Raw genomic sequence first — 23,038 nt, forward strand, 5'->3', positions numbered from 1 at the left:
CGCGCTGAACACGCCCCAGTTCACCGCCGTACCCGAACACGCGCCCCACCCTCTCGCACAACGAATCGGTCGCGCCCCGACCTCGGAAGTGTCACGGCACACACGCACCCGTGACGACGAAACGGTTGCGTTCCGACGCCAACTCGGCCTACGCTCCCGTTGCGACGATACGGTCCCGTCCCGACGTAAGAAAACGTGAAGAGAAGCGTAAGGAAACTTCGGATGACGGGCCCGGCGCCCAGCCGGACGCCGCAGCACCCCCACCCCCCCGAGTGAAAGCAGCGGATGTGACCCAGGTTCTCCACACACCGCCCCCGACTCCGGTCTCGGCCGAGGACGACCTCGCGGCGCTCGCCGCCCGGCACGGCCTCTCGGTCAGCGGCGCCCGTCCCTCCCTGCCCCAGTACATCCGCCAGCTGTGGGCCCGACGGCACTTCATCGTCGCGTTCGCCACCGCCAAGCTCACCGCCCAGTACGCCCAGGCGAAGCTCGGCCAGGTCTGGCAGGTCATGACCCCGCTGCTGAACGCCGCGGTGTACTACTTCATCTTCGGCATCCTGCTGGGCACCAAGAGGGGCGTGCCGGACTACATCCCGTTCCTGGTCACGGGTGTGTTCATCTGGACGTTCACGTCGAGCTCGATCATGACCGGCACCCGCGCGATCGCCGGCAACCTCGGCCTCGTCCGCGCCCTGCACTTCCCGCGGGCAGCACTCCCGATCTCCTTCTGCCTCCAGCAGCTGCAGCAGCTGCTGTTCTCCATGTGCGCCCTGATCGTCATCCTGCTCTGCTTCGGCGTGCCGGTGGCGGCCTCCTGGCTGCTGGCCGTCCCGGCGCTGCTCCTGCAGTTCATGTTCAACACCGGCATGTCGCTGATCATGGCCCGCTGGGGCGCCAAGACCCCGGACATCTCCCAGCTGATGCCGTTCGTGCTGCGCACCTGGATGTACATCTCCGGCGTCATGTGGAGCATCGACAAGCTGACCGGCAACCACAAGGGGCTGCCGGGCTGGGTGGCGCCGGTACTCAAGGACAACCCGGCCGCCGTCTACATCGACCTGATGCGCTACTCCCTGATCGACAGCTTCCACTCCAGCCAGCTGCCGCCGCACGTGTGGCTCGTCGCGACCGGCTGGGCCGTGGTCGTCGGCGTCGGCGGGTTCATCTACTTCTGGAAGGCTGAGGAGACGTACGGCCGTGGCTGAGAACGTGAGCGACACCCCCAGCATGGACGAGACACCCATCGAGCGTGAGCCCCGCATCGTGAGCGACATCCCCACCGTCGTCTGCGACCGCGTCGACATCGTCTACCGGGTCAACGGCACCGGAGCCGGACGCGGCTCCGCCACCGCCGCCCTCAACCGCATGCTGCGCGGCAAGAAGCGGACCGAGAACGCGGCGGGCGTCCGCAAGGTGCACGCGGTCAAGAACGTCTCCTTCGTCGCCTACAAGGGCGAGGCGATCGGCCTCATCGGCACCAACGGCTCCGGCAAGTCCACCCTGCTCAAGGCCGTCGCCGGCCTGCTCCCGGTGGAGAACGGCGCCATCTACACCGACGGCCAGCCCTCTCTCCTCGGCGTCAACGCGGCCCTGATGGGCGACCTGACCGGTGAGAAGAACGTCTACCTCGGTGGCCTCGCCATGGGCATGTCCCGCGAGGAGATCAAGGAGCGCTACCAGGACATCGTCGACTTCTCCGGCATCAACGAGAAGGGCGACTTCATCACCCTCCCGATGCGGACCTACTCCTCCGGCATGGGCGCCCGGCTGCGCTTCTCCATCGCCGCCGCCAAGGACCACGACGTCCTGCTCATCGACGAGGCCCTGGCCACCGGTGACGCGTCCTTCCGGATGCGGTCCGAGGAGCGCATCCGCGAGCTGCGCCAGCACGCGGGCACGGTGTTCCTGGTCAGCCACAACAACAAGTCCATCCGCGACACCTGCGAGCGGGTGCTGTGGCTGGAGCGCGGGGTGCTGCGCATGGACGGACCCACCGAGGACGTCCTCGCCGAGTACGAGGCCTTCACCGGCGACAAGTCCGACAAGACCAAGGCGAAGCCCAAGCCCAAGCCCAAGGTCGCCCCGTCTCCCTCCTGACGCAGACCTACGACCGCGAGCCGCGCCGTGCTACACGGCGCGGCTCGCGCGATACAGCTGGCCACCACCGTCGCCGTCATGGCCGGCCAACGCGGCCCGTGCAACAGCAGGTTGAAGGCCAGGACGTTGACGAGCACACCGCTGCCGCCGACGACCCCGCATTTACGGTAAAGGCGCCCCGAGCCGTCACCGGCTCGGGGCGCCTTTTCTGTCGTACTACTGCTCTGCAGGGCTATGAGTGCGTGCGCAGCAGCGTCCGCATCGTCCGCATGGCCACCGACAGGTTGGCCAGGTCGAAGGAGTCCGAGCTGCGGATCTCCTCCAGGGTGGCCCGGGCCCGGCCCAGGATCGCCGAGTTCTTCTGCTCCCAGGCCGCGTAGCGCTGCTCGGGCGTCGAGGTGCCGTTGCCCACGGCGAGCACGTCGGCGGTGAGCATCGCGTGGGCCGCGTACAGGTCCTCGCGGATGGAGGCGCGGGCCATCGACTGCCAGCGGTCGGCACGCGGGAGCTCGATGATGCGGTCCATCAGCTGGGTGACGCCGAGCCGGTCGGCGAGGTCGTAGTAGACCTCGGCGACATCCAGCGGTTCCTTGCCCATGCGGTCGGCCACCGAGACGATGTCCAGCGCCGGGAAGGCGGAGGAGAAGCCGGCCACGCGGGTCGCCAGCTCGTCCGGGACACCGGACGCGGACAGCTCGTCGTACAGGTGCTGGTACCACTCCAGGTCCGCGCCGCGCAGCAGCTTGGGCAGCTGCTGCCAGACCTGCTCGACCCGCTCGGAGAAGAAGTCGACGGTCTCGGCGAGCTCCAGCGGCTGCGGGCGGTTGTTCAGCAGCCAGCGGGTGCCGCGCTCGACCAGGCGGCGCGAGTGCAGCCGGATCCGGGTCTGGACGGCCGCGTCCACCTTGTTGTCCAGTTCCTCGACACCGTCCCACACCGGAGCGGAGCGGAAGATCGCGCGGGCCGCGGTCTGCGCCCGGACGATCTCCTCCAGGGAGGCCCCGGTCTCCTCGCGGAGCCGGTGCAGATACGTCGTACCACCGGTGTTGACCGTGTCGTTGACCAGGACCGTGGTCGTGATCTCGCGGCGCAGCGGGTGGCTGATGAGCGCGGCGGCGAACTGCTCGCGCAGGGCGGTCGGGAAGTAGGCGTGCAGCAGGCTGCTCAGATACGGGTCGTCCGGCAGCGAGGTCGCCAGCAGCTCGTCGGCGACCGTGATCTTCGTGTACGCCAGCAGGACGGCCGTCTCCGGCCCGGTCAGGCCCTGGCCGGTGCCGATGCGCTCGCGGATCTGGCGGTCCGTGGGCAGGAACTCCAGGGCGCGGTCCAGGTGACCCTCGCGCACCAGGTGGCGCAGGAAGCGCTGCTGGGCGTGGAGCATGTCCCCGGACTGGGCCAGCGCGTTGGAGATCGCCACGTTCTGCGCGTAGTTGTTGCGCAGCACCAGGGCGCCGACCTCGTCGGTCATCTCGGCCAGCAGCTTGTTGCGCTGCTTGACCGTCATGTCGCCGTCCGCGACCACACCGTTGAGCAGGATCTTGATGTTCACCTCGTGGTCCGAGGTGTCCACGCCCGCACTGTTGTCGATGGCGTCGGTGTTGATCTTGCCGCCCTGGCGGGCGAACTCGATCCGGCCGAGCTGGGTCAGGCCCAGGTTGCCGCCCTCGCCGACGACCTTGACGCGCAGGTCGGCGCCGTCGACGCGGATGGCGTCGTTGGCCTTGTCGCCGACGTCCGCGTTCGACTCGGTCGACGCCTTGACGTAGGTGCCGATGCCGCCGTTCCACAGCAGGTCGACCGGCGCCGCCAGGATCGCCTTCATCAGCTCGGCCGGGGTCACCTTGGCGACCTTGTCCTCGATGCCGAGGGCCTCACGGATGTGGCCGTTGACCGGGATGGCCTTGGCGCTGCGCGGGAAGATCCCGCCGCCCGCCGAGAGCAGGTCCGTGTTGTAGTCGCCCCAGCTGGAGCGGGGCAGCTCGAACAGGCGGCGGCGCTCGGCGTAGGACGTGGCCGCGTCCGGGTTCGGGTCGATGAAGATGTGCCGGTGGTCGAAGGCGGCGACCAGGCGGATGTGCTCGCTGAGCAGCATGCCGTTGCCGAACACGTCACCGGACATGTCACCGATGCCGACGACCGAGAAGTCCTCGCTCTGGGTGTCGACGCCCAGCTCCCGGAAGTGCCGCTTCACGGACTCCCAGGCGCCGCGCGCGGTGATGCCCATGCCCTTGTGGTCGTAGCCCGCGGAGCCGCCGGAGGCGAAGGCGTCGCCGAGCCAGAAGTTGTAGCTGCCCGCGACCTCGTTGGCGATGTCGGAGAACGTCGCCGTGCCCTTGTCGGCCGCGACCACCAGATAGGTGTCGTCCTCGTCGTGCCGGACCACGTCCTGCGGGGGCACGATCTCGCCGGCCACCATGTTGTCGGTGATGTCGAGCAGCGCCGAGATGAACGTCTTGTAGCTGGCGATGCCCTCCGCGAGCCACGCGTCCCGGTCCTTGCCCGGGTCCGGCAGCTGCTTGGCGACGAAGCCGCCCTTGGCACCGACCGGCACGATGACGGTGTTCTTCACCATCTGCGCCTTGACCAGGCCGAGGATCTCGGTGCGGAAGTCCTCGCGGCGGTCGGACCAGCGCAGACCACCGCGCGCGACCTTGCCGAACCGCAGGTGCACGCCCTCGACACGCGGCGAGTACACCCAGATCTCGTACGCCGGGCGGGGCGCCGGAAGGTCGGGGATGGCCTGCGGGTCGAACTTCATGGAGACGTAGGAGTGCGGCCTGCCCTCGACCGTCTCCTGGAAGAAGTTGGTGCGCAGCGTCGCCTTGATGACGGTCAGGAAGGACCGCAGGATGCGGTCCTCGTCCAGCGAGGCCACCTGGTCGAGCGCCGCGTCCAGCTCCTCCAGCAGGGCGTCGGTGATCTCCAGGCCGGCCTTCTGCCGGTCCGGCGACATCCGCGCCTCGAAGAGGGAGACCAGCAGCCGGGTGGTGTGGACGTTGTGGCGGAGCGTGGTCTCCATGTAGTCCTGGCTGAACGTGGAGCCGGCCTGCCGCAGGTACTTGGCGTACGCCCGCAGCACCATCGCCTGCCGCCAGCTCAGCCCGGCGCTCAGCACCAGCGCGTTGAAGCCGTCGTTCTCCGCCTGGCCGGTCCAGGTCGCCGCGAAGGCGTCCTGGAACCGCTCACGGCCGTCCTCGCCGAGGTAGTCGCCGTTCGCGCTGCCCTGGACCTTCGGCACGCGCAGGCCGAAGTCGTAGATCCAGGCGGTCGTCCGGTCCGCGCAGCGCAGTTCGTACGGCCGCTCGTCGATCACCTCGACGCCGATCCGGTTGAGGACCGGCAGCACGGCAGACAGGGAGATCGCCGCGCCCTTGCGGTAGATCTTGAAGCGGCGCTCGTCGGGGGCGGCGCCCACCGGCTCGTAGAGGCTGAGCGCGAAGTCGTTGCCCGCCTCCTCGGTGAGCCGCTCCAGGTGCACGAGGTCGGCGACCGCCGCGCGCGGGGTGTGGTCGGCCTTGTAGCCCTCGGGGAAGGAGTTGGTGTACTTGCGCAGCAGTTCGGCCGCGCGCTCCTCGCCGCACTCTGCGTTGAGCGCCTCGCCGAAGGCGTCGGCCCAGGAGCGGGCCGCCTCGACCAGGCGGGCCTCGATGCGGTCCTTGTCGGCGTCGGACAGCTCGGGCAGCTCGGTGCCCTGCGGGACGCGGACGACGAAGTGCAGCCGGGAGAGGATCGACTCGGTGTTCCAGGCCGTGAAGTCGACGCTGGTGCCGCCGAGCTCCTCCTTCAGGATGTCGATGATCCGCAGCCGGACGCCGGTGGTGTAGCGGTCCCGGGGGAGGTAGACGAGGGCCGAGTAGTAGCGGCCGTACTCGTCCTGGCGCAGGTACAGCCGCAGCCGACGGCGTTCCTGCAGGTAGAGGACGCTGGTGACGATCGACTCCAGCTCGGGGACCGGGGTCTGGAACAGCTCGTCGCGCGGGTAGGTCTCCATGATCTGGAGCAGGTCGCGGCCGTCGTGGCTGTTGGGCGAGAAGCCGGCCCGGTCCAGGACCGCGTCGACCTTGCGGCGGATGACGGGCACCCGGCGCACCGACTCGGTGTAGGCGGCGGACGAGAACAGGCCGAGGAAGCGGCGCTCGCCGACCACGTTGCCGTCCGCGTCGAACTTCTTGACGCCGATGTAGTCCAGGTACGACGGCCGGTGCACGGTCGACCGGCTGTTCGCCTTTGTCAGGACGAGGAGCTTGTGCTCACGGGCCTTGGCGCGCGCGTCGGCCGGGAGCCGCTCGAAGGAGGGGCTGACCGGATGGCCCTCGTCGACGGCGTGGTGCGGGTCGGAGCGCAGGATGCCGAGGCCGGTGCCGGGCACGGCGGCCAGGGAGTCGTCCTCGCGGAGCTGGTACTCGCGGAAGCCGAGGAAGGTGAAGTGGTCGGCGGCCAGCCAGCGCAGCAGTTCGCGGGCCTCCTCGACCTCGGGGCGCGGCAGGTCGCCGGGCACGGGCTCGTCACCGAGTTCCTCGGCGATGCGGGCGGCGGCCTCCCGCATCTTCTCCCAGTCCTCGACGGCCTCCCGGACGTCGGAGAGCACGCGCAGCAGGTCGGCGGTGATCTGCTTGAGGTCGGAGCGGTCGGTCTCGCGGTCGATCTCGACGTGGATCCAGGACTCGATGTGCGCGTCGTGCGGCAGTTCCCCGTCCGTGGCCGGGGTCGGCAGCACCTCGATCAGCTTGCCGGTGAGGTCGCGGCGGACGACGAACTGGGGGTGGATGACCACATGGATGCCCCGGCCCTGCCGGGTCAGCTCATTGGTGACCGAGTCGACGAGGAACGGCATGTCGTCGGTGACGACCTCCACCACGGTGTGGCTGCAGGTCCACCCGTTCTCCTCGACGGTCGGGGTGTGGACCCGGACGTTGGCGGTGCCCTGGGGACGGGTCTCGGCAAGACGGTAGTGCGAGACGGCGGCGCCGAAGACGTCGACCGGGTCGCGGTCGGCGAGGTCCTCCGGTGCGGTGTGCAGGTAGTAGCGCTGGAGGAACGCGAACACGGACTCCTGGTCCGCCTCTCCCGTCGTCCCAGTCGGTAGGTGCCCCCCTGCCGGGCTGTTCTCAGCTACCCGGGCGGCCCGATCGAGCAGCTCGGCCTTGGCTTCGTCCAGCTTGGTCTGCATTGTCCTCTGGCTCCTGTCGCGCGCCATTGCGTGACGTAGAAGGAAGTACGGGATCTTCCCCCTGCGGCTCGACGCCACGGCCGGGGTGTCCGGTCTGCTCCGACGCTATGCCGCAAGGTGAGACGAGCGGGGGGTATTGAGCCATATTCGAGCTGCTCCGCAGGTGTGATGCTGCTCTCGGCAGCGCCCCTGCCAGGGCCGCCTTCGGCGCCCTCCGCCCGGGAGGACCAGCGACCGCCGCCCGGTCACGGAGGTGTTCCGTGCTCACCGGGCGCAGGGCAGGGGCGGTGACGCCCCCGCGAACTATCGCGCTGATCACGCCACCAGGCTATCGCTCCCCACCCGGGGCCCGTCATGAGCCGTATGTGTACAAAACAGGGGGGCGAACTTTGACACTCTGCACAGGGACGGCGGCCCCGGGGAGGCTCACGCCACCATCCGCTCCGCTTCCTCGACCGCCTCCGCCAGCGAGTCCACCACCGGGACCCCGACCTCCTCCAGGCTCGCCCGGCCGTGCGACCCCCCGGTGTACAGCACCGCCTTCGCGCCCACGGCGTGCGCCGCCACCGCGTCGTCCGCCGCGTCCCCGATCACCACGGTCCGCCCCGGCGCCACGTCCCCCAGCCGCCGCAGATGCCGGACCATGTGCTCGGCCTTGCTGCCCCCGGACGGCCCGACCCGGCCCTCCACCCGTACGAAGTGCGGCTCGATCCCGAACCCCCGCACCAGCGGTACGAGTTCGTCGTGCACATACATGCTCAGCAGCGACTGGCTGCGTCCCGCCGAACGCCACCCGGCCAGCAGCTCGGCGGCCCCGTCGGTCAGCCCGCACAGACCACGGTGCTCGGCGTAGTACCGGTGGAAGATCTCGTCCATGACCTCCCACTCGCTGTCCGTCGGCAGCCGCCCCATCAGCCGCTCGTAGAACTTCGGCACCGGCACGCAGTACAGCGCCCGGTACTGCTCCAGCGTGATCGGCGCCAGGCCCAGCTCGGCCGAGGCCGCGTTCGTCGCCCCGATGATCGCGTCGTTGTCGTGGAACAGCGTGCCGTTCCAGTCCCAGACAATGTGTGCGCTTTCGTGCTTCCCCATGCAAAAAACGCTACCCGCCGCCACTGACAATCAAGACCACGGGTACATCACCGCAGGTCACGCGCGCCCCATCGGCTCAGCCGAGCCCCATCAGGTTCGGGATCTCCTGCGTGGCGTACCAGAGCAGCTCATGGTCCTCGGCCCCGTCCACGACGAACTGCGCGTCGTCGTCCCCGCCGTCCGCCGCCGCCAGCGCCCCGGCCGCGGCGGTCACGTCCTCCTCCGCGTCGTCGGAGTCGACGTGCACCGCGGCCGCCTTGGCCAGTGCCACCGTCCCGGTCACCCGCACCTCGCCCAGCGCCGCCGGGTCGAGCCCGCGGTCCGGGTCGGCCGCCGCCGTGCCGTCGGGGACGTCCACGGCCACCACGACCCGGCGCCGCGCCGCGCCCGGCTCGGCGGCCAGCAGCCGCAGCGAGGCCAGGGCGGCCCGGCTGAGGGCCGCGTACTCCAGCTCCTCCATGTCGTCGGAGAGGTACCACTCGCGCAGCGCCGGCGTGACGGCGTAGGCGACGAACGGACCGGTCCCCAGCTCGCCCGTCTTGTGCGCCTCGGCAAGCCCGGGGAGGGTCAGGGGGACATAGACGCGCATGCTGGCCGCTCTTTTCTCGACTCTTCGACTCCGCGGGTCCCCCGAAGGTCGTGGCGCCTCCCGGAGGGCCTTCAGGATACGTGCGGGCGTCCCCTTTCGGGTCCCGGGCGGTGACGTCGGGAGCGTCCACCCGACACCCTCCGGTTCACCCGGTGCCGCCCGCCGCCCGGCCGGGTTCGGGCGCCCCCGATCACTCGGATAGGTGAACATTCCCGGGCCCCCGACACGGGCCGCCGGCGCCTTGCTGCCGCCGTCCCGGCCCCGTACAAGATCCCCGACCGCAAGTTACCGCCCGGTACTCCGGGCTCGCCGAACGGGGATCCCCATGAACAAGGTCATGACCAGGACCGGCCAGCTCCGCCCGGGCACCCGCCCGCCCGGCCGCCGGGACTCCCGCCGCCCCGGAGCGCCCTCGTCCCGCCGGCCGCTCACCCCTCCGGCGGCGCCGCCGAGCCCCCGCCCCACGGACCTCTTCGCGGAGCGCCTGCTGGCCGTCCTCAGCGGCCGCCGACCGGTCCACTGGATGCTCCGGCACACCGCGGGTCCCGCCTACGACGACCTGGCCCGCCTCGCCGAACGCGGCCCCCTGCGCACCCGCGGCGCCGACCCGGTCGTCCGCGACATCGGCTACTACGTCCCCCGCGCCGGCGCCCTGGAGGTCTTCGCCCGCATCGCCGCGGGCGACCAGCTGCGCGCCATGGCCTTCCGCATCGAACAGGGCGCGGACCTGCGCTGGCGCTGCACGGCGGTGGAACTGGGCGGCCCCCGAGCGCCACACGGCAGCTAGGGGGCGCCGGACCGGTCCCAGGGGTTCCAGGGACCGGACACAGACCTAAGAGGGCCTGGGCCTGCCTGGCAAGCGCGAAGGGGGCCTCGCGGCAAGCCTGGGAGGGGGCCCGGCGTGGCCAGAACCCGGAGGGGCCCTGGGCAAGCCCCGGAAGGCCCGCCCGGCAAGCCGAAGAAGGCTGGGCCGGGCAAGCCGAAGGGCCGGCCCCCTTCCGGGGTGACCGGCCCTTCCGACGTGATTCCGTCGCCGTCACTTCCTGCGGCGGCGGCTGCCCTTCGCCTGCTTGCGGCGCTCCGCGCGGGTCAGGCCGTCCGCCTCGGAGCGGGCCGGCTCCTCGTCGTCGTAGATGAAGTCGCCCTCGACGAGACCGGCCTCTCCGTCCACGGTGGCCGCGGAGAAGTGCATGCCCCGACGCTGCGGCGCCTCCAGGCCCTTGGCGCGGATCTCCGGACGTGAGCCCGCCTGGGCCGGCACCGCGTCCTGGACGCTGTCGGAAACCGTCTCGGTGTCCTCGACCGGGACCTCCTCGACCTGCTGCTCGACCTGGACCTCCAGGTTGAACAGGTAGCCGACGGACTCCTCCTTGATGCCGTCCATCATGGCGGTGAACATGTCGAAGCCCTCGCGCTGGTACTCGACCAGCGGGTCCTTCTGGGCCATCGCGCGCAGGCCGATGCCCTCCTGGAGGTAGTCCATCTCGTAGAGGTGCTCGCGCCACTTGCGGTCCAGGACCGACAGCACGACGCGGCGCTCCAGCTCACGCATGATCTCGGAGCCGAGCTGCGTCTCGCGCGACTCGTACTGCTCGTGGATGTCGTCCTTGATGGACTCGGCGATGTACTCGGCGGTCAGGCCCGCGCGGTCGCCGGCCGCCTCCTCCAGCTCGTCGACGGTGACCTTCACCGGGTAGAGCTGCTTGAAGGCGCCCCACAGCCGGTCGAGGTCCCAGTCCTCCGGGAAGCCCTCGGCGGTCTCCGCGCCGACGTACGCGTCGATGGTGTCGTCCATGAAGTGCTGGATCTGCTCCTGCAGGTCCTCGCCCTCCAGGACGCGGCGGCGCTCGCCGTAGATGACCTCGCGCTGCCGGTTGAGCACCTCGTCGTACTTCAGGACGTTCTTACGGGTCTCGAAGTTCTGCTGCTCGACCTGCGACTGCGCGGACGCGATCGCGCGGGTGACCATCTTGTTCTCGATCGGCACGTCGTCCGGCACGTTCGCCATGGACATCACGCGCTCGACCATCTGGGCCTTGAACAGGCGCATCAGGTCGTCGCCGAGGGAGAGGTAGAAGCGGGACTCGCCGGGGTCGCCCTGACGGCCGGAACGACCGCGCAGCTGGTTGTCGATCCGGCGCGACTCGTGCCGCTCGGTGCCGAGGACGTAGAGCCCGCCGAGGTCCTTGACCTCCTCGAACTCCGCCTTGACCGCCTGCTGGGCCTTCTCCAGGGCGGCGGGCAGCGCCTGCGCCCACTCCTCGATGTGCTCCTCGGGGTCGAGGCCGCGCTGACGCAGCTCCGCCTCGGCGAGGTCCTCGGGGTTGCCCCCGAGCTTGATGTCGGTACCACGGCCGGCCATGTTGGTGGCCACCGTGACGGCGCCCCGGCGTCCGGCCTGCGCGACGATCGTCGCCTCGCGCTCGTGGTGCTTGGCGTTGAGCACCTCGTGCTGGATGCCGCGCTTGGAGAGCTGCTGCGAGAGGTACTCCGACTTCTCGACGGAGGTCGTGCCGACCAGGATCGGCTGGCCCTTCTCGTGCTTCTCCGCGATGTCGTCGACGACCGCCTCGAACTTGGCGACCTCGGTGCGGTAGATCAGGTCCGACTGGTCCTTGCGGACCATCGGCCTGTTCGTGGGGATCGGCACCACACCGAGCTTGTAGATCTGGTGGAACTCGGCAGCCTCGGTCATGGCCGTACCGGTCATGCCGGACAGACCGGGCTGTTCCTTGCCGTTGTGGTCGTGGCGCTTGTAGAGGCGGAAGAAGTTCTGCAGGGTGATCGTGGCGAGGGTCTGGTTCTCGTCCTTGATGTCCACCCCTTCCTTCGCCTCGATCGCCTGGTGCATGCCCTCGTTGTAGCGGCGGCCGGCGAGGATACGGCCGGTGTGCTCGTCGACGATCATGACCTCGCCGTCGAGGACGACGTAGTCCTTGTCCTTCTTGAAGAGCTCCTTCGCCTTGATGGCGTTGTTCAGGTAGCCCACCAGAGGGGTGTTCACCGACTCGTAGAGGTTGTCGATGCCCAGCCAGTCCTCGACCTTGGAGACGCCGGACTCGTGGATGGCGACCGTGCGCTTCTTCTCGTCGACGTCGTAGTCGCCGGTCTCCTCCTCGCCCTTGAGCGGGTTGCCCGCCTCGCCCTTCTTCAGGCGCAGGACCAGCTTGGCGAAGTCGCCGTACCACTTGGTGGCCTGGTCGGCCGGACCGGAGATGATCAGCGGCGTACGGGCCTCGTCGACCAGGATGGAGTCGACCTCGTCGACGATGGCGAAGTTGTGGCCGCGCTGGACGAGCTCGTCCTGGGCCCACGCCATGTTGTCGCGCAGGTAGTCGAAGCCGAACTCGTTGTTCGTGCCGTACGTGATGTCGGCCGCGTACTGCTCGCGACGCTGGGCCGGCGTCATGTTGGCGAGGATGCAGCCGACCTCGAGGCCCAGGAACTTGTGGACGCGGCCCATCATCTCGGAGTCGCGCTCGGCCAGGTAGTCGTTGACCGTGATGAGGTGGACGCCCTTGCCGGCCAGCGCGTTGAGGTACGCGGGCAGGGTGCCGACGAGGGTCTTGCCCTCACCGGTCTTCATCTCGGCCACGTAGCCGAGGTGGAGGGCCGCGCCGCCCATGATCTGCACGTCGTAGTGGCGCTGACCGAGGGCGCGCTTGGCGGCCTCGCGGACGGTGGCGAACGCCTCGGGGAGCAGGTCGTCGAGGCTCTCGCCGTCGGCGTAGCGCTGCTTGTACTCATCGGTGAGGGCCCGCAGCTCGGCGTCGGAGAGGTCGACGAAGTCCTCTTCGATGGAGTTGACCTGGTCCGCGATGCGGTGCAGCTTGCGCAGGATCTTGCCTTCGCCTGCACGCATGATCTTCGAGAGGACGGACACGGGGGTTTGTCTCCTTGCCGGTCGGGCCTGGGACGGTCGGTTTCCTTGGACGTACTGAGCAACGGCCATCGTATGCGAGGACCCGGGCGCGCCGGGAGGCCTGTCGACCCGACGACCGTCCGCCGCTTTCCAGCGGGCCCTGTGAGCCCGTTTCGTATGACCGGTCCGGGTGGTCGCAGGTTGTCTGCCGCTTCACCGAGGACAACGGCCGGGCCCCGCGGATAGTGCCGCGCCGGGGCGAGGAATTGCGCGAAATGTGATCACGGGCTCACAGACCGCGAAACACGTGGCGCCCCGGACGCCCGGGCGAGCAGAATCGGCCGATGGAACCCGTCACGCTCACCACCCCGCGTCTGCTGCTGCGCGCGGTCGGCCCGCAGGACACCGACGCGGTGTACGCGGCCGTCCAGGACCCCGACATCCAGCGCTGGACGACGATCCCCTCGCCCTATCTCCCGGAGCACGCCCGCAGCTTCACCGAGCAGATGGTCCCCGACGGCTGGACCGAGGGTTCGATGTTCACCTTCGGTGTCTTCCTGACACCCGGGGAGCTGGCCGGGATGCTCGCCCTCACCATGCGCTCCCTGGGCACGGCCGAGGTCGGCTTCTGGACCGCCAAGGAGCACCGCGGCCACGGCTACACCACCGAGGCCACCCGCACGACCGCCCACTGGGCCTTCACGCGGATGGCGATCGACCGGGTCGAGTGGCGTGCCGAGGTGGGCAACCACGCCTCCCGCGCGGTCGCGGAACGCGCCGGCTTCACCATCGAGGGCACACTGCGTTCCTCCCTCAACAACAAGGGTGTACGACGCGACTGCTGGGTGGGATCCCTGCTGCCCTCGGACCTGGGCCTGCCCTCGGCCGCGCCCTACCTGCCGGCCCCCTCGCAGGGCTGACGTCCGATTCGCAGGCTGACGTCCGAGCCGTAGTCCCAGCTCACACCGCACTGTCAGTGCCACCCTCTATCGTCCGGGCCATGACGACCCTCCCGCGCCCCACTGCCGCCCTCTCGGCGGACGAAGCCCGCCGTGTCGCCCTGAGGGCACAAGGCTTCCTCGGCGCTCCCGACCGCCGCTCGGGCGTCCGGGGCGTGCTCCGCCACCTCGGCGCGGTCCAGCTCGACACCATCTCGGTCCTCGCCCGCTCCCACGAGCTCATCCCCTACGCGCGTCTCGGCGCCGTCGGCCGCAGGACGGTCGAGTCCGCCTACTGGACGGACACGCATGCCTTCGAGTACTGGTCGCACGCGGCCTGCATCCTGCCCGTCGAGGAGTGGCCGCACTTCGCCTTCCGCCGCCGCGCCTACCGCGACCGCCCGCACTGGGGGCACGAGCTCCCCGACGGCGTCTACGACCAGGTCATCAAGCAGCTGCGCACCGAGGGCCCGCTGACCGCCACGGAGCTGGGCGGCGCCAAGAAGACCAGCGAGTGGTGGGACTGGTCCGGCACCAAGGTCGCCGTGGAGCGCGCGCTGATGTACGGCGAGGTGGTGTGCGTCGAGCGGCGTGGCTGGAAGCGGGTGTACGACCTCGCCGAGCGCGCGGTCCCCCAGGCGCTCCTCCACGACGAGCTGGACGACACCGAGTGCCTGCGCCGCCTGGTCCGGCTGGCCGGGCAGTCGCTGGGCGTCGGCACGCGCGCGGACATCGCCGACTACCACCGCCTCAAGGGCGAGCAGGTCGACGCGGTGATCGCCGACTCGGGTCTGGTCCCGGTGGAGGTGGAGGGCTGGGGCAAGCCCGCGTGGGCGGATCCGGCGGCCCTCGCCACGCCCCCGCGCGGCCGGCACCGTACGACCCTGCTCTCCCCGTTCGACTCCCTGATCTGGGACCGGGCGCGCACGGAGCGGATCTTCGGCTTCACCCACCGCCTGGAGGCCTACGTCCCGAAGCCGAAGCGGGTGCACGGCTACTACGCGATGCCGGTGCTGGCCGGCGGCCGTCTCGTGGGCCGCGTGGACCCGGCGCGCGAGGGCAGCGACACCCTCGTGGCCCGCCAGGTCACGCTGGACGGCCCGAAGGCGGTCCCGGCGGTGGCGGAGGCGCTGGTCGAGGCGGCGAGCTGGGTGGACTGCACGACGGTCCGCGTGGAGCGGGTGGACGCCCCCGAGCTGCGCGAGCCCCTCCTGCGCGAGGTGACCCGCGCGCTGATGGCCGCGCTCCGCTGACCGGCGCCGACGCCGTCGGCCTCAGCGGATCTCGAGGATCTTCTCCCGCATCGCGTAGACCACCGCCTCCATCCTGGAGTGCAGCTGCAGCTTCTCCAGGATGTTGCGCACATGGTTCTTCACGGTGTTCTCGGAGATGAACAACTCCTTCGCGATATCGCGGTTGTTCATCCCCGTGGCGACGAGCTTGAGCACCTCGAGTTCACGGTCGGTGAGCCGCGGCGCCGGCACCAGCCGGCGCTCGTCGGTGCGCTGGATCATCGACTTGAACTCGGTGAGGAGTTTCGACGCCATGGACGGGCTGATCTGCGACTGCCCGTCGGCCACCGCGCGAATGGCGGTGGCCACCTCGTCGGTGGAGATCTCCTTGAGGAGATATCCGGTCGCGCCCGCCTTGATCGCCTCGTAGAGATCGGCCTCTTCGTCGCTGATCGTCAGCATGATGATCTTCGCGCTGGGTGCGACCTCCTTGATGGAGGTGCAGGCCTCGATTCCGCCGCGCTTGGGCATCCGGACATCCATCAGCACGATGTCGGGCAGCAGATCGGCGGCCTTGTCGACGGCCTCCGCGCCGTCGCCCGCCTCGCCGACGACCTGGATGTCCTCCTCCGCGGCGAGCACGATCTCCAGGCCACGGCGGAAGAGGGCGTGGTCGTCCACCACAAGGACTCTGATCGGCTCCTTGCGTGGAGTACCGCCCACGTCCGGGCCCATGCCGACGACGCCGCCGTCGGCATCCCCGTCCTGCATCGGTCCGAAGCTGTCCGCCATCGTTCCTCCCCCTGAAGGCTGTGGCCTGTGGTGCTGTGCCATCGCCAACCCAAGGCAGCGGCCCACCGGTTGGGCCGTTGCGGCCATGATTCCATGCCCGGGTGACAACGCGGTGACCGAGCGGGGCGCGAAGTGGTCGCACACCGATGCCCCTGGGGCGCACACGCGCTTCCAGGGGCACAGGCTCACCTGCCGGCCGAGCCGGTCAGCCGCCCAGCGTGCCTCCCGCCGCGGGCGGTTGCGCCTGGGCGACCATCGGGTCCGTGTTGAGGTGGATGACGCCGTAGTCGTACGCGTGCCGCCGGTAGACGACACTCGGCTCCTTGGTCTCGGAGTCGACGAACAGGTAGAAGTCGTGTCCGACCAGTTCCATCTCGTAGAGAGCCTGGTCGAGGGTCATCGGGGCGGCGACATGCGTCTTCTCGCGGACGATGAGGGGGCCTTCGCCCTGCACCTCGAGGGAGCCCATCTTCGTGGTGGGCACGCCGTCCGTGTCCCCGGGGTGGACGGGGCTGCCGTTCCCGTTGAGCGTCGCCGCGCCCGGGACGTGGTCGGGGACCTCGGCGGCCGGGATCCGCCGTGCGCCGCGGCGCGAGAACCGCTTGTCGTGCTGCTTGCGCAGGCGTGCGTCCAGCTTCTCCGCCGCCAGGTCGAGCGCCGCGTACGGGTCACTGGCCGCTGCCTCCGCCCGGATCACCGGACCGCGGGAGCGGAGCGTGATCTCCACTCGGTCGCAACGGTCGGCCTGTCGGGGGTTGGGCTCCTTGGACACCTCGACGTCGAGGCTGATCACCTTGCCGTCGAGCTTCTGGATCTTCTCCAGCTTCAGCTTCTCGGCCACGTGCTTGCGGAACCGCTCGGGCACCTCGGTCTTGCGGCCCTTGACGACGATGTCCACGCAGAACTCCGTTCCCGGATCGCTCCGCTCCACTGGCGGAGCATCTCCCTTTTGCACCCAACTCCGGTGAACCCCGGAGCCTCGGACTCGGCGACTTCACCTCCTCCTCCCCCATGGGCAAGATCTGCACCCCAGCACCGCGATGATTACGGAAAACCCGCGGCACGGCATTCGGATACGGGAGGTATGGCCTGCGGCTTTCTCCCTCACAACCGAACATATCTCGCCCGGACGGATGTCGTCACCCTCTACTGATGCGTACCTCCATTCAGGTGGATTGGTCCGGTCACTAGCTGCAACGATGCACGTTCACACTCAGTTCCGGTTCATTTCGAAAGAATCCGGTGCGGCCGCGACCACCGCCGCACGGAGCGGCCACGTGGGGGCGTTCCCCTGGCCCATTCCCGGTGCGTCCCGTGTCCACTTCGTTCGTACTTCCCTCGGTCCGGCCGTCCGTTCCTCCCTTCCTTCCCAAGCCGCGCGCCGATACACAGCCGCTGTCCCCTCTCCTGCCCCGCCGGGCCCCATCGCCTCCCGCACCGCACGCGCCGCCTCCGCGAGCGTGGCGCCGGTCGTGACGAGGTCGTCGACGAGGACGACCCGGCCGCCCGCGAGCAGCCGCGCGCCGCCTGCCGTCACCTCCAGCGCACCGGCGAGATTCGCCCGCCGCTGCCGGGAGTTGAGCCCCGACTGGTCGGCCACGGCCCGCCGCTGCCCCAGCACCGGGGCCACCCGGGCCGAGGTCCCGGTGCGCCGCAGCTCCGCCGCCGCCGCGAGCGCGATCCGTCGCACCGGGTCGTGTCCCCGCGCCCGCACGGCCCACGGGGCGGAGGGCACCGGGACCAGCAGCACGGGCCCGGGCGCCGGGGCACCCTCCGGATCCGCCAGGTCGCTCCACGAGCCGACGACACGCACGGTCCGGTGTTCCCGGAGCCCCGCCCGCACCGCTTCCGCCAGCGCCGCGCCCAGGGCTCCCGCGAGTGCCAGCGCGCCCCGTTCCTTGTGGGCGAGGAGAGCCGCCCGCACCTCGTCCGCGTAAGGCGCCGCCGCGTACACCGCCGGCAGCCCGGGCGGTTCCGACGCCGGACGCACCCGGCCCGGTACGGCCCCGCTCAGGGCGGCACGGCACTCTGCGCAGAGCACCGTGCGAGGCGTCCCACAGCCTCCGCACTCGGCCGGTAGCACCAGGTCGGTGAGGTCCTGCCACCACCCCCGCATGTGCCCACTGTGCCAACACCCGGCCGGACCGGCCACCCCTGTGGACAACCACCTCTGGACAACTCCACGCGACCCGCACAGCACGTCCCTCACACGAGTGAGAAGACCGGCGCTGCGCCAAGAGAGGCCGCCCGGGCACCCTCAACGACGGTTGCCCGAAGCACACGACCCGACGTAGACGGCCTGCCGCACACGTCCCGGCCCACACGTCCCGGCCCGCACGACCGAAGCACACGACCCGCCGCACACGACAAATCGGCCGCCCCGCCGGCTCGACGCCGGACCGGGACGGCCGCTCACACTGCTCTCCGCACTCAGCCCGGATAGACCGGCGCCGACCCGTCCTTGAGGAGCTTCTGCCACTGGTCCCCGGACGGCAGCCGGACGATCCCGTCGTCCTGCGAGTCGGCCACCAGGGGCACCCGGTCGTCCTCGGACGCGGCGATCGCCAGGACGCCCGTGAGGGCGGCGGGCGCCGGACCGTCCGGCGTGGAGCCGTCGACCTGGACGTACCGCGTCTGCTGCACTCCACCCTGCTCACGACCGACCACCACGAGCGTGCTGTCCCCGGCCCAGGACATCGCGGTGACCTCCTCGGAGCCGGGCGTGGCGGAGCGCAGTTCGAGGACCGAAACCTCCTGCTGGTCATCGGACTTGGTGCGCTCGATCCGCCCGACGAGCAGCGACTGCTTGCCGTCCTTCTCCACGACGAGCGCGATCCGCACCCCGTCGGCGGCGACCCGCACGTCCTCGATACGGCCGTTCAGCTCGGGGACCTGCACGGTCAGCGGCTGGCCCACACCCTGCGCCAGCATGTACAGCTGCGGCTTGGCGGGATCCCGGTCGGCCACCCACAGGTCACCCCGGGCGTCCCAGCTCGGCGCCGTCAGCCGGTCGTCCTCGGTCGCGCCGTGGCTGGTCAGCACGGCGTCCCCGAGCGAACCCGCAGAGGCGAGCGAGGTGACGTACAGCGACCTGCCGTCGCTGGTGACCCCGGCCGCGGTCCGCTCGTCGCGGGCGACCGCCACCGACCGCAGCGGCTTGGTGCCCGCACCGAACGGTCCCGGTACCGCGACCGCACTGGTACCCGTACCGCCGGTCGTCATCCGCACCAGCCGGTGCTTGCTGTCGAGGAGGTACAGGTAGTCGGGCCGCTTGGTGGACGGGCGCCAGGCGGTGGTCTCGGCCTGTTCCTCGCCGACATCGCACATATGACCGCCGTTGACGGACTGCAGCGCGACCGTGTCCACGGTGGGTGTCAGGTTCCGCAGCGTGAACAGCAGCTGGGTCGCCATCTCGGTGCACTTGGCCGTGCCGATCCGGGACGCCTTGACGTTCAGCGGCACGGTGAGCCGGTTCTGGTCGTCCGGTACCAGCCCGGACACGCCCTTCTTCAGCGCCGTACCGGTCGGGAAACTCGACCACACCACCGGGCCGAGCCAGCTGGTGGGCCCGTTGAGCACCGAACGCACCAGCTGGGTGGTCGGATCCACCCGGGTGCGCACGAAGACGGGATCGGCGACCGCCACCGGCTGCCCGGTTCCCGCGGCCGAGGTGTCCGACGCGAAGTAGTACTTGTTGACCGACGTGTAGTTGCGCTGGAAGTCGGACTTGCCCATCACGACACCCTGCGGCAGCGTGTCGATCCGCCACTGCCCGCTCTTGGCGTCCTTCGTCAGATGCACCGTCTTGCGGTACGACCCGTCGGCGGGCGAGTAGGCCTGCTGCGCGTCGACGGTGGCCACCCGGCTGCCCTGGAGCGCGTAGGTGATGCTGTCCTCGTCCTCCCGGCCGACCGGGCGCGCGGCGGTCTGGATGCTGGGCCCGTTCGTCAGCACCGTGGCCCGCAGATCCGGCCGCCAGGTCTTCGCGGCGGCCGTGGTCAGATACTTGCGCGCCGTGTCGTAGTGCGGATCGTCGCTGGTCAGCGCCTCCAGGAAGCCCTGGAGGATCTCGGTGGACGAGGCGTCCTGCTGCGGCGGCATGGCGAAGACCCGCACCTGCGTGTCCTGCCGTGGCGTGGACTCGACATCCCGCAGGTCGCCGCTGTCCGGCATGGAGGCGCAGCCCGCCAGCAGTACGGCCCCACAGGCGGCGTACGCCACCGCGCGCACCGGTCCGGGCCGGGCGCTCCCCTCGCGGTCAGCGCCCACGAAATGCCTCCCCTGGCTTGTTCGACTGCTCCGGCCCGGCGACGCTCCCGTCGTCGGCGACACCGGTCTCGGACGTGCCCTCCTGGCGCCGCGCGCCCCCGGTGGGCCGGGGCACCACGCGCGCGCCGTTGCCGGGCAGCGCGGTCGGGTCGGCGGTGGGGGCCGCGCCGGCCAGCCGCTGCGTCATGGGGGCCAACGGCGACGTCTGGCCGCCGGGCTGCACCGGCACGGTCGCCCGCTTGTCGCCGCCGCCGCTCGGCAGACCGGCGTCGTCGAGTCCGCGGTTGCGCCGTGAGTCCTTGGGCTCCAGGGGTATCGGCGAGCCCCGCAGCGGCTCGTCCGCGGTCCGCGGCAGCGTCAGCCGGAACTGCGAGCCGCCGCCCGGCTCCCCCCACGCCTGCAGCCAGCCGCCGTGCAGCCGCGCGTCCTCCAGGGCGATCGACAGCCCCAGGCCCGTGCCGCCGGTGGTACGCGCGCGTGCCGGGTCCGCCCGCCAGAAGCGGCTGAAGACCCGGGTCGCCTCACCGGGCTTGAGCCCGACGCCGTAGTCGCGCACCGCGACCGCGACCGCGCCGCCGGCCGCGGCCAGCTTGACCACGACGTCCTTGCCCTCGCCGTGCTCCACCGCGTTGACGACGAGATTGCGCAGCACCCGCTCCACACGCCGGGCGTCGGCCTCGGCCACCACCGGCTGCAGATCGCCGACCACGCGTATGTGCGTGCCCTTGCGCTCCGCGAGCGGCGCGGCACCGCTGACCACCCGCCGTACGACCTCCCTGAGGTCTATCGGCTCGGCCTCCAGCGCCGCCGCGCCCGCGTCGAAGCGGCTGATCTCCAGCAGGTCGGCGAGCAGCGACTCGAACCGGTCCAACTGGTCGGCGAGCAGTTCCGCGGACCGCGCGGTCACCGGGTCGAAGTCCTCGCGCGCCTCGTGGATGACGTCGGCCGCCATCCGCACGGTCGTCAGCGGGGTGCGCAGCTCGTGCGACACGTCCGACACGAACCGGCGCTGCATCCGCGACAGGTCCTCCAGCTGCTGAATCTTCAGCTGGAGGTTCTGCGCCATCTTGTTGAAGGCCTCGCCGAGCCGCGCGATGTCGTCCTCGCCGGTGACCTTCATCCGCTCCTGCAGCCGGCCCGCCGACAGCCGCTCGGCGATCCCGGCCGCCATCCGCACGGGTGTGACGACCTGGCGCACAACAAGCCAGGCGATCGCTCCGAGCAGTACGACGACGAACAGCCCGGCGGTCGCCAGCGTGCCCTTGACCAGGCTGAGGGACTTCTCCTCCTGGGTGAGCGGGAAGAGGTAGTACAGCTCGTACGGATCGTTGTTCGGATCGCTGACCTGCTTGCCGATGACCAGCGCGGGCTGCGAGTCCTTGTCGTCCGTATAGATGATCCGGGTATAGCTCTGCGCGGCCGTCGCATTGCCGTTGATCCGCGCGCGCAGGTCGTCGGGCACGCTGGCCGTCGGGTCGACCTGCCCGGAGGCACGTGTGCGTCCGCCGCCGCTGTTGTTGTCGCCCGCGGGCAGGGTGACCACGTCGAAGGCGCCCTGGCCGCCGCTGGAGAGCGACTCGACGAGGTCGCTCATCCACGAGGTGACGTTCTGCGACTGCCGGCCGTCCGCCGACACCGCGGTGTCGCCGGTGCCGGTCGCGGCCTCGTCGGCCTTCTGCTTGGCCACCGCGAAACCACCGGTGGCCTGGCTCTGCGAGGCCTTCACCTTGGCGTCCAGCAGGCCGTTGCGCACCTGCCCGATGACCACGAAGCCGAGCAGCAGGACGACGCCCAGCGACATCAGCAGGGTCGTGACGACGACCTTGAGCTGGATGTTGCGCCGCCACAGCCGCATGACCGGCAGCAGCGGCCGACGTACCCAGCGCATGAAAAGACGCAGGACCGGGCTGCCCTGAACGCCGCCCTGGAGCAGTCCGCCCTCGAAGAGCAGCCGCCAGCGCGAGCCGGGCCTCTTTCCGCCGACAGGCCGCTCCGGACGGTCCCCGGACCGGCCGGGGGCCGAAGCGGCACTGTCCCCGGACATGTCAGCTGGGTCCCGCCTTGTATCCGACGCCACGGACGGTCACCACGATCTCCGGCCGCTCCGGGTCCTTCTCGACCTTGGAGCGCAGCCGCTGGACGTGAACGTTGACAAGACGGGTGTCCGCCGCGTGCCGGTAGCCCCAGACCTGCTCCAGGAGCACCTCGCGCGTGAACACCTGCCACGGCTTGCGGGCGAGCGCGACCAGCAGGTCGAACTCCAGCGGGGTCAGCGCGATCGACTGCCCCTCCCGCTTCACCGAATGCCCCGCCACGTCGATGACCAGGTCACCTATGGCGAGCTGCTCCGGCGCCGGCTCCTCCGACCTCCGCAGCCTGGCCCGGATCCGGGCCACCAGCTCCTTCGGCTTGAACGGCTTCACGATGTAGTCGTCCGCGCCCGACTCCAGGCCCACGACCACATCGACCGTGTCGCTCTTCGCCGTGAGCATCACGATCGGCACCCCGGACTCCGCCCTGATCAGACGGCACACCTCGATACCGTCCCGCCCAGGCAGCATCAGGTCCAGCAGCACCAGATCAGGCTTGGTCTCACGGAAAGCGGCCAGCGCCTTGTCACCGTCGGCTACGAAAGACGGCTCAAAACCTTCACCACGCAGCACGATGCCGAGCATCTCGGCCAGTGCGGTGTCGTCGTCGACGACAAGGACTCGTCCCTTCATAAACGACATCATCCCATTCTCATAACAGTGAAGGTTGCGCAGGTGATCAGGGTCACCGGCCAGTGACCATAGTCGCAGGGGACCGTCACTGTCTGCCCCCGTCCGCAGACGTCGATATCGGCAACGGCTCTCCGCCCTCGGGCCGAGACCGCTCGCGGTACGACCTGGCCGCAGCTGGTGGCCAGCAATACGCTACGCCCATGGCGCTGGGAGGTACGGGGCGTGAGCTTCTCGCCGTGGGACCCGGTGGCCTGTCGCCTTCCTACGGAACGCA

At 70.3% G+C, this 23,038-nt stretch carries 15 protein-coding genes; 5 read left to right on the forward strand and 10 right to left on the reverse strand.

All coding sequences use genetic code 11. From position 1 onward, the window contains the following. Window positions 1–287 precede the first annotated feature (287 nt). Both ACFZDK_RS41580 and ACFZDK_RS41585 read left to right on the forward strand, forming a co-directional pair. A complete protein-coding gene (locus ACFZDK_RS41580) occupies window positions 288–1,205 on the forward strand; it encodes an ABC transporter permease (RefSeq protein WP_390980645.1) in 918 nt (305 codons plus the stop codon). Between the two features lie 22 nt (window positions 1,206–1,227). After that, on the forward strand, window positions 1,228–2,097 hold the full coding sequence (locus ACFZDK_RS41585; RefSeq protein WP_390980703.1) for an ATP-binding cassette domain-containing protein: 870 nt from the start codon (window positions 1,228–1,230) through the stop codon (window positions 2,095–2,097). A 232-nt stretch (window positions 2,098–2,329) separates the two neighbouring features. Here the strand turns inward: ACFZDK_RS41585 and ACFZDK_RS41590 are convergent, their stop codons facing one another. The 3 genes from ACFZDK_RS41590 to ACFZDK_RS41600 all read right to left on the reverse strand — a co-directional run bounded on the left by ACFZDK_RS41590 (window position 2,330) and on the right by ACFZDK_RS41600 (window position 8,948). After that, window positions 2,330–7,267, reverse strand: coding sequence for an NAD-glutamate dehydrogenase domain-containing protein (locus ACFZDK_RS41590; protein WP_390980647.1), 4,938 nt, complete (start codon window positions 7,265–7,267; stop codon window positions 2,330–2,332). 426 nt (window positions 7,268–7,693) lie between these two features. Next, the gene (locus tag ACFZDK_RS41595; RefSeq protein ID WP_390980649.1) at window positions 7,694–8,359 is read right to left on the reverse strand and encodes an HAD family hydrolase; all 666 of its coding nucleotides are present in this window, start codon (window positions 8,357–8,359) and stop codon (window positions 7,694–7,696) included. Between the two features lie 76 nt (window positions 8,360–8,435). Next, a complete protein-coding gene (locus tag ACFZDK_RS41600; protein ID WP_390980651.1) occupies window positions 8,436–8,948 on the reverse strand; it encodes a DUF6912 family protein in 513 nt (170 codons plus the stop codon). A gap of 325 nt (window positions 8,949–9,273) precedes the next feature. Between ACFZDK_RS41600 and ACFZDK_RS41605 the strand changes: the two genes are divergently transcribed. Then, window positions 9,274–9,735, forward strand: coding sequence for an Rv3235 family protein (locus tag ACFZDK_RS41605; protein WP_390980653.1), 462 nt, complete (start codon window positions 9,274–9,276; stop codon window positions 9,733–9,735). 249 nt (window positions 9,736–9,984) lie between these two features. Here ACFZDK_RS41605 and secA read toward each other — a convergent pair whose 3' ends face one another. After that, window positions 9,985–12,831 carry a preprotein translocase subunit SecA gene (gene secA, locus ACFZDK_RS41610; protein WP_390980655.1) on the reverse strand — a complete coding sequence of 949 codons (2,847 nt, stop codon included), beginning with the start codon at window positions 12,829–12,831 and terminating at the stop codon, window positions 9,985–9,987. A 323-nt stretch (window positions 12,832–13,154) separates the two neighbouring features. On the opposite strand from secA, the gene ACFZDK_RS41615 reads away from it, so the two are divergent. Together ACFZDK_RS41615 and ACFZDK_RS41620 are read left to right on the forward strand one after the other, a co-directional pair. Next, on the forward strand, window positions 13,155–13,730 hold the full coding sequence (locus tag ACFZDK_RS41615; RefSeq protein WP_390980657.1) for a GNAT family N-acetyltransferase: 576 nt from the start codon (window positions 13,155–13,157) through the stop codon (window positions 13,728–13,730). Between the two features lie 80 nt (window positions 13,731–13,810). Next, window positions 13,811–15,001, forward strand: a complete 1,191-nt coding sequence (locus ACFZDK_RS41620) for a DNA glycosylase AlkZ-like family protein (protein ID WP_390980659.1) — start codon at window positions 13,811–13,813, stop codon at window positions 14,999–15,001. Between the two features lie 21 nt (window positions 15,002–15,022). Here ACFZDK_RS41620 and ACFZDK_RS41625 read toward each other — a convergent pair whose 3' ends face one another. The 6 genes from ACFZDK_RS41625 to mtrA form a co-directional block, all read right to left on the reverse strand. Continuing rightward, the gene (locus ACFZDK_RS41625; protein ID WP_390980661.1) at window positions 15,023–15,772 is read right to left on the reverse strand and encodes a response regulator; all 750 of its coding nucleotides are present in this window, start codon (window positions 15,770–15,772) and stop codon (window positions 15,023–15,025) included. A 205-nt stretch (window positions 15,773–15,977) separates the two neighbouring features. Continuing rightward, window positions 15,978–16,670 carry a ribosome hibernation-promoting factor, HPF/YfiA family gene (gene hpf / locus ACFZDK_RS41630; protein WP_390980663.1) on the reverse strand — a complete coding sequence of 231 codons (693 nt, stop codon included), beginning with the start codon at window positions 16,668–16,670 and terminating at the stop codon, window positions 15,978–15,980. 315 nt (window positions 16,671–16,985) lie between these two features. Continuing rightward, complete coding sequence (locus tag ACFZDK_RS41635; RefSeq protein WP_390980665.1) at window positions 16,986–17,888, reverse strand: ComF family protein; 903 nt, start codon at window positions 17,886–17,888, stop codon at window positions 16,986–16,988. 314 nt (window positions 17,889–18,202) lie between these two features. Next, window positions 18,203–20,041: an LpqB family beta-propeller domain-containing protein gene (locus ACFZDK_RS41640; protein ID WP_390980667.1), complete on the reverse strand. Its 1,839-nt coding sequence runs from the start codon at window positions 20,039–20,041 to the stop codon at window positions 18,203–18,205. After that, window positions 20,031–22,085, reverse strand: a complete 2,055-nt coding sequence (mtrB, locus tag ACFZDK_RS41645) for an MtrAB system histidine kinase MtrB (RefSeq protein ID WP_390980669.1) — start codon at window positions 22,083–22,085, stop codon at window positions 20,031–20,033. Before mtrB ends, ACFZDK_RS41640 begins: the two co-directional genes overlap by 11 nt. Window position 22,086: 1 nt before the next feature. Further along, the gene (gene mtrA, locus ACFZDK_RS41650; protein ID WP_150136091.1) at window positions 22,087–22,776 is read right to left on the reverse strand and encodes a two-component system response regulator MtrA; all 690 of its coding nucleotides are present in this window, start codon (window positions 22,774–22,776) and stop codon (window positions 22,087–22,089) included. Window positions 22,777–23,038: the final 262 nt, after the last annotated feature.

The sequence above is a fragment of the Streptomyces sp. NPDC007901 genome (assembly GCF_042959465.1).
GTDB lineage: Bacteria > Actinomycetota > Actinomycetes > Streptomycetales > Streptomycetaceae > Streptomyces.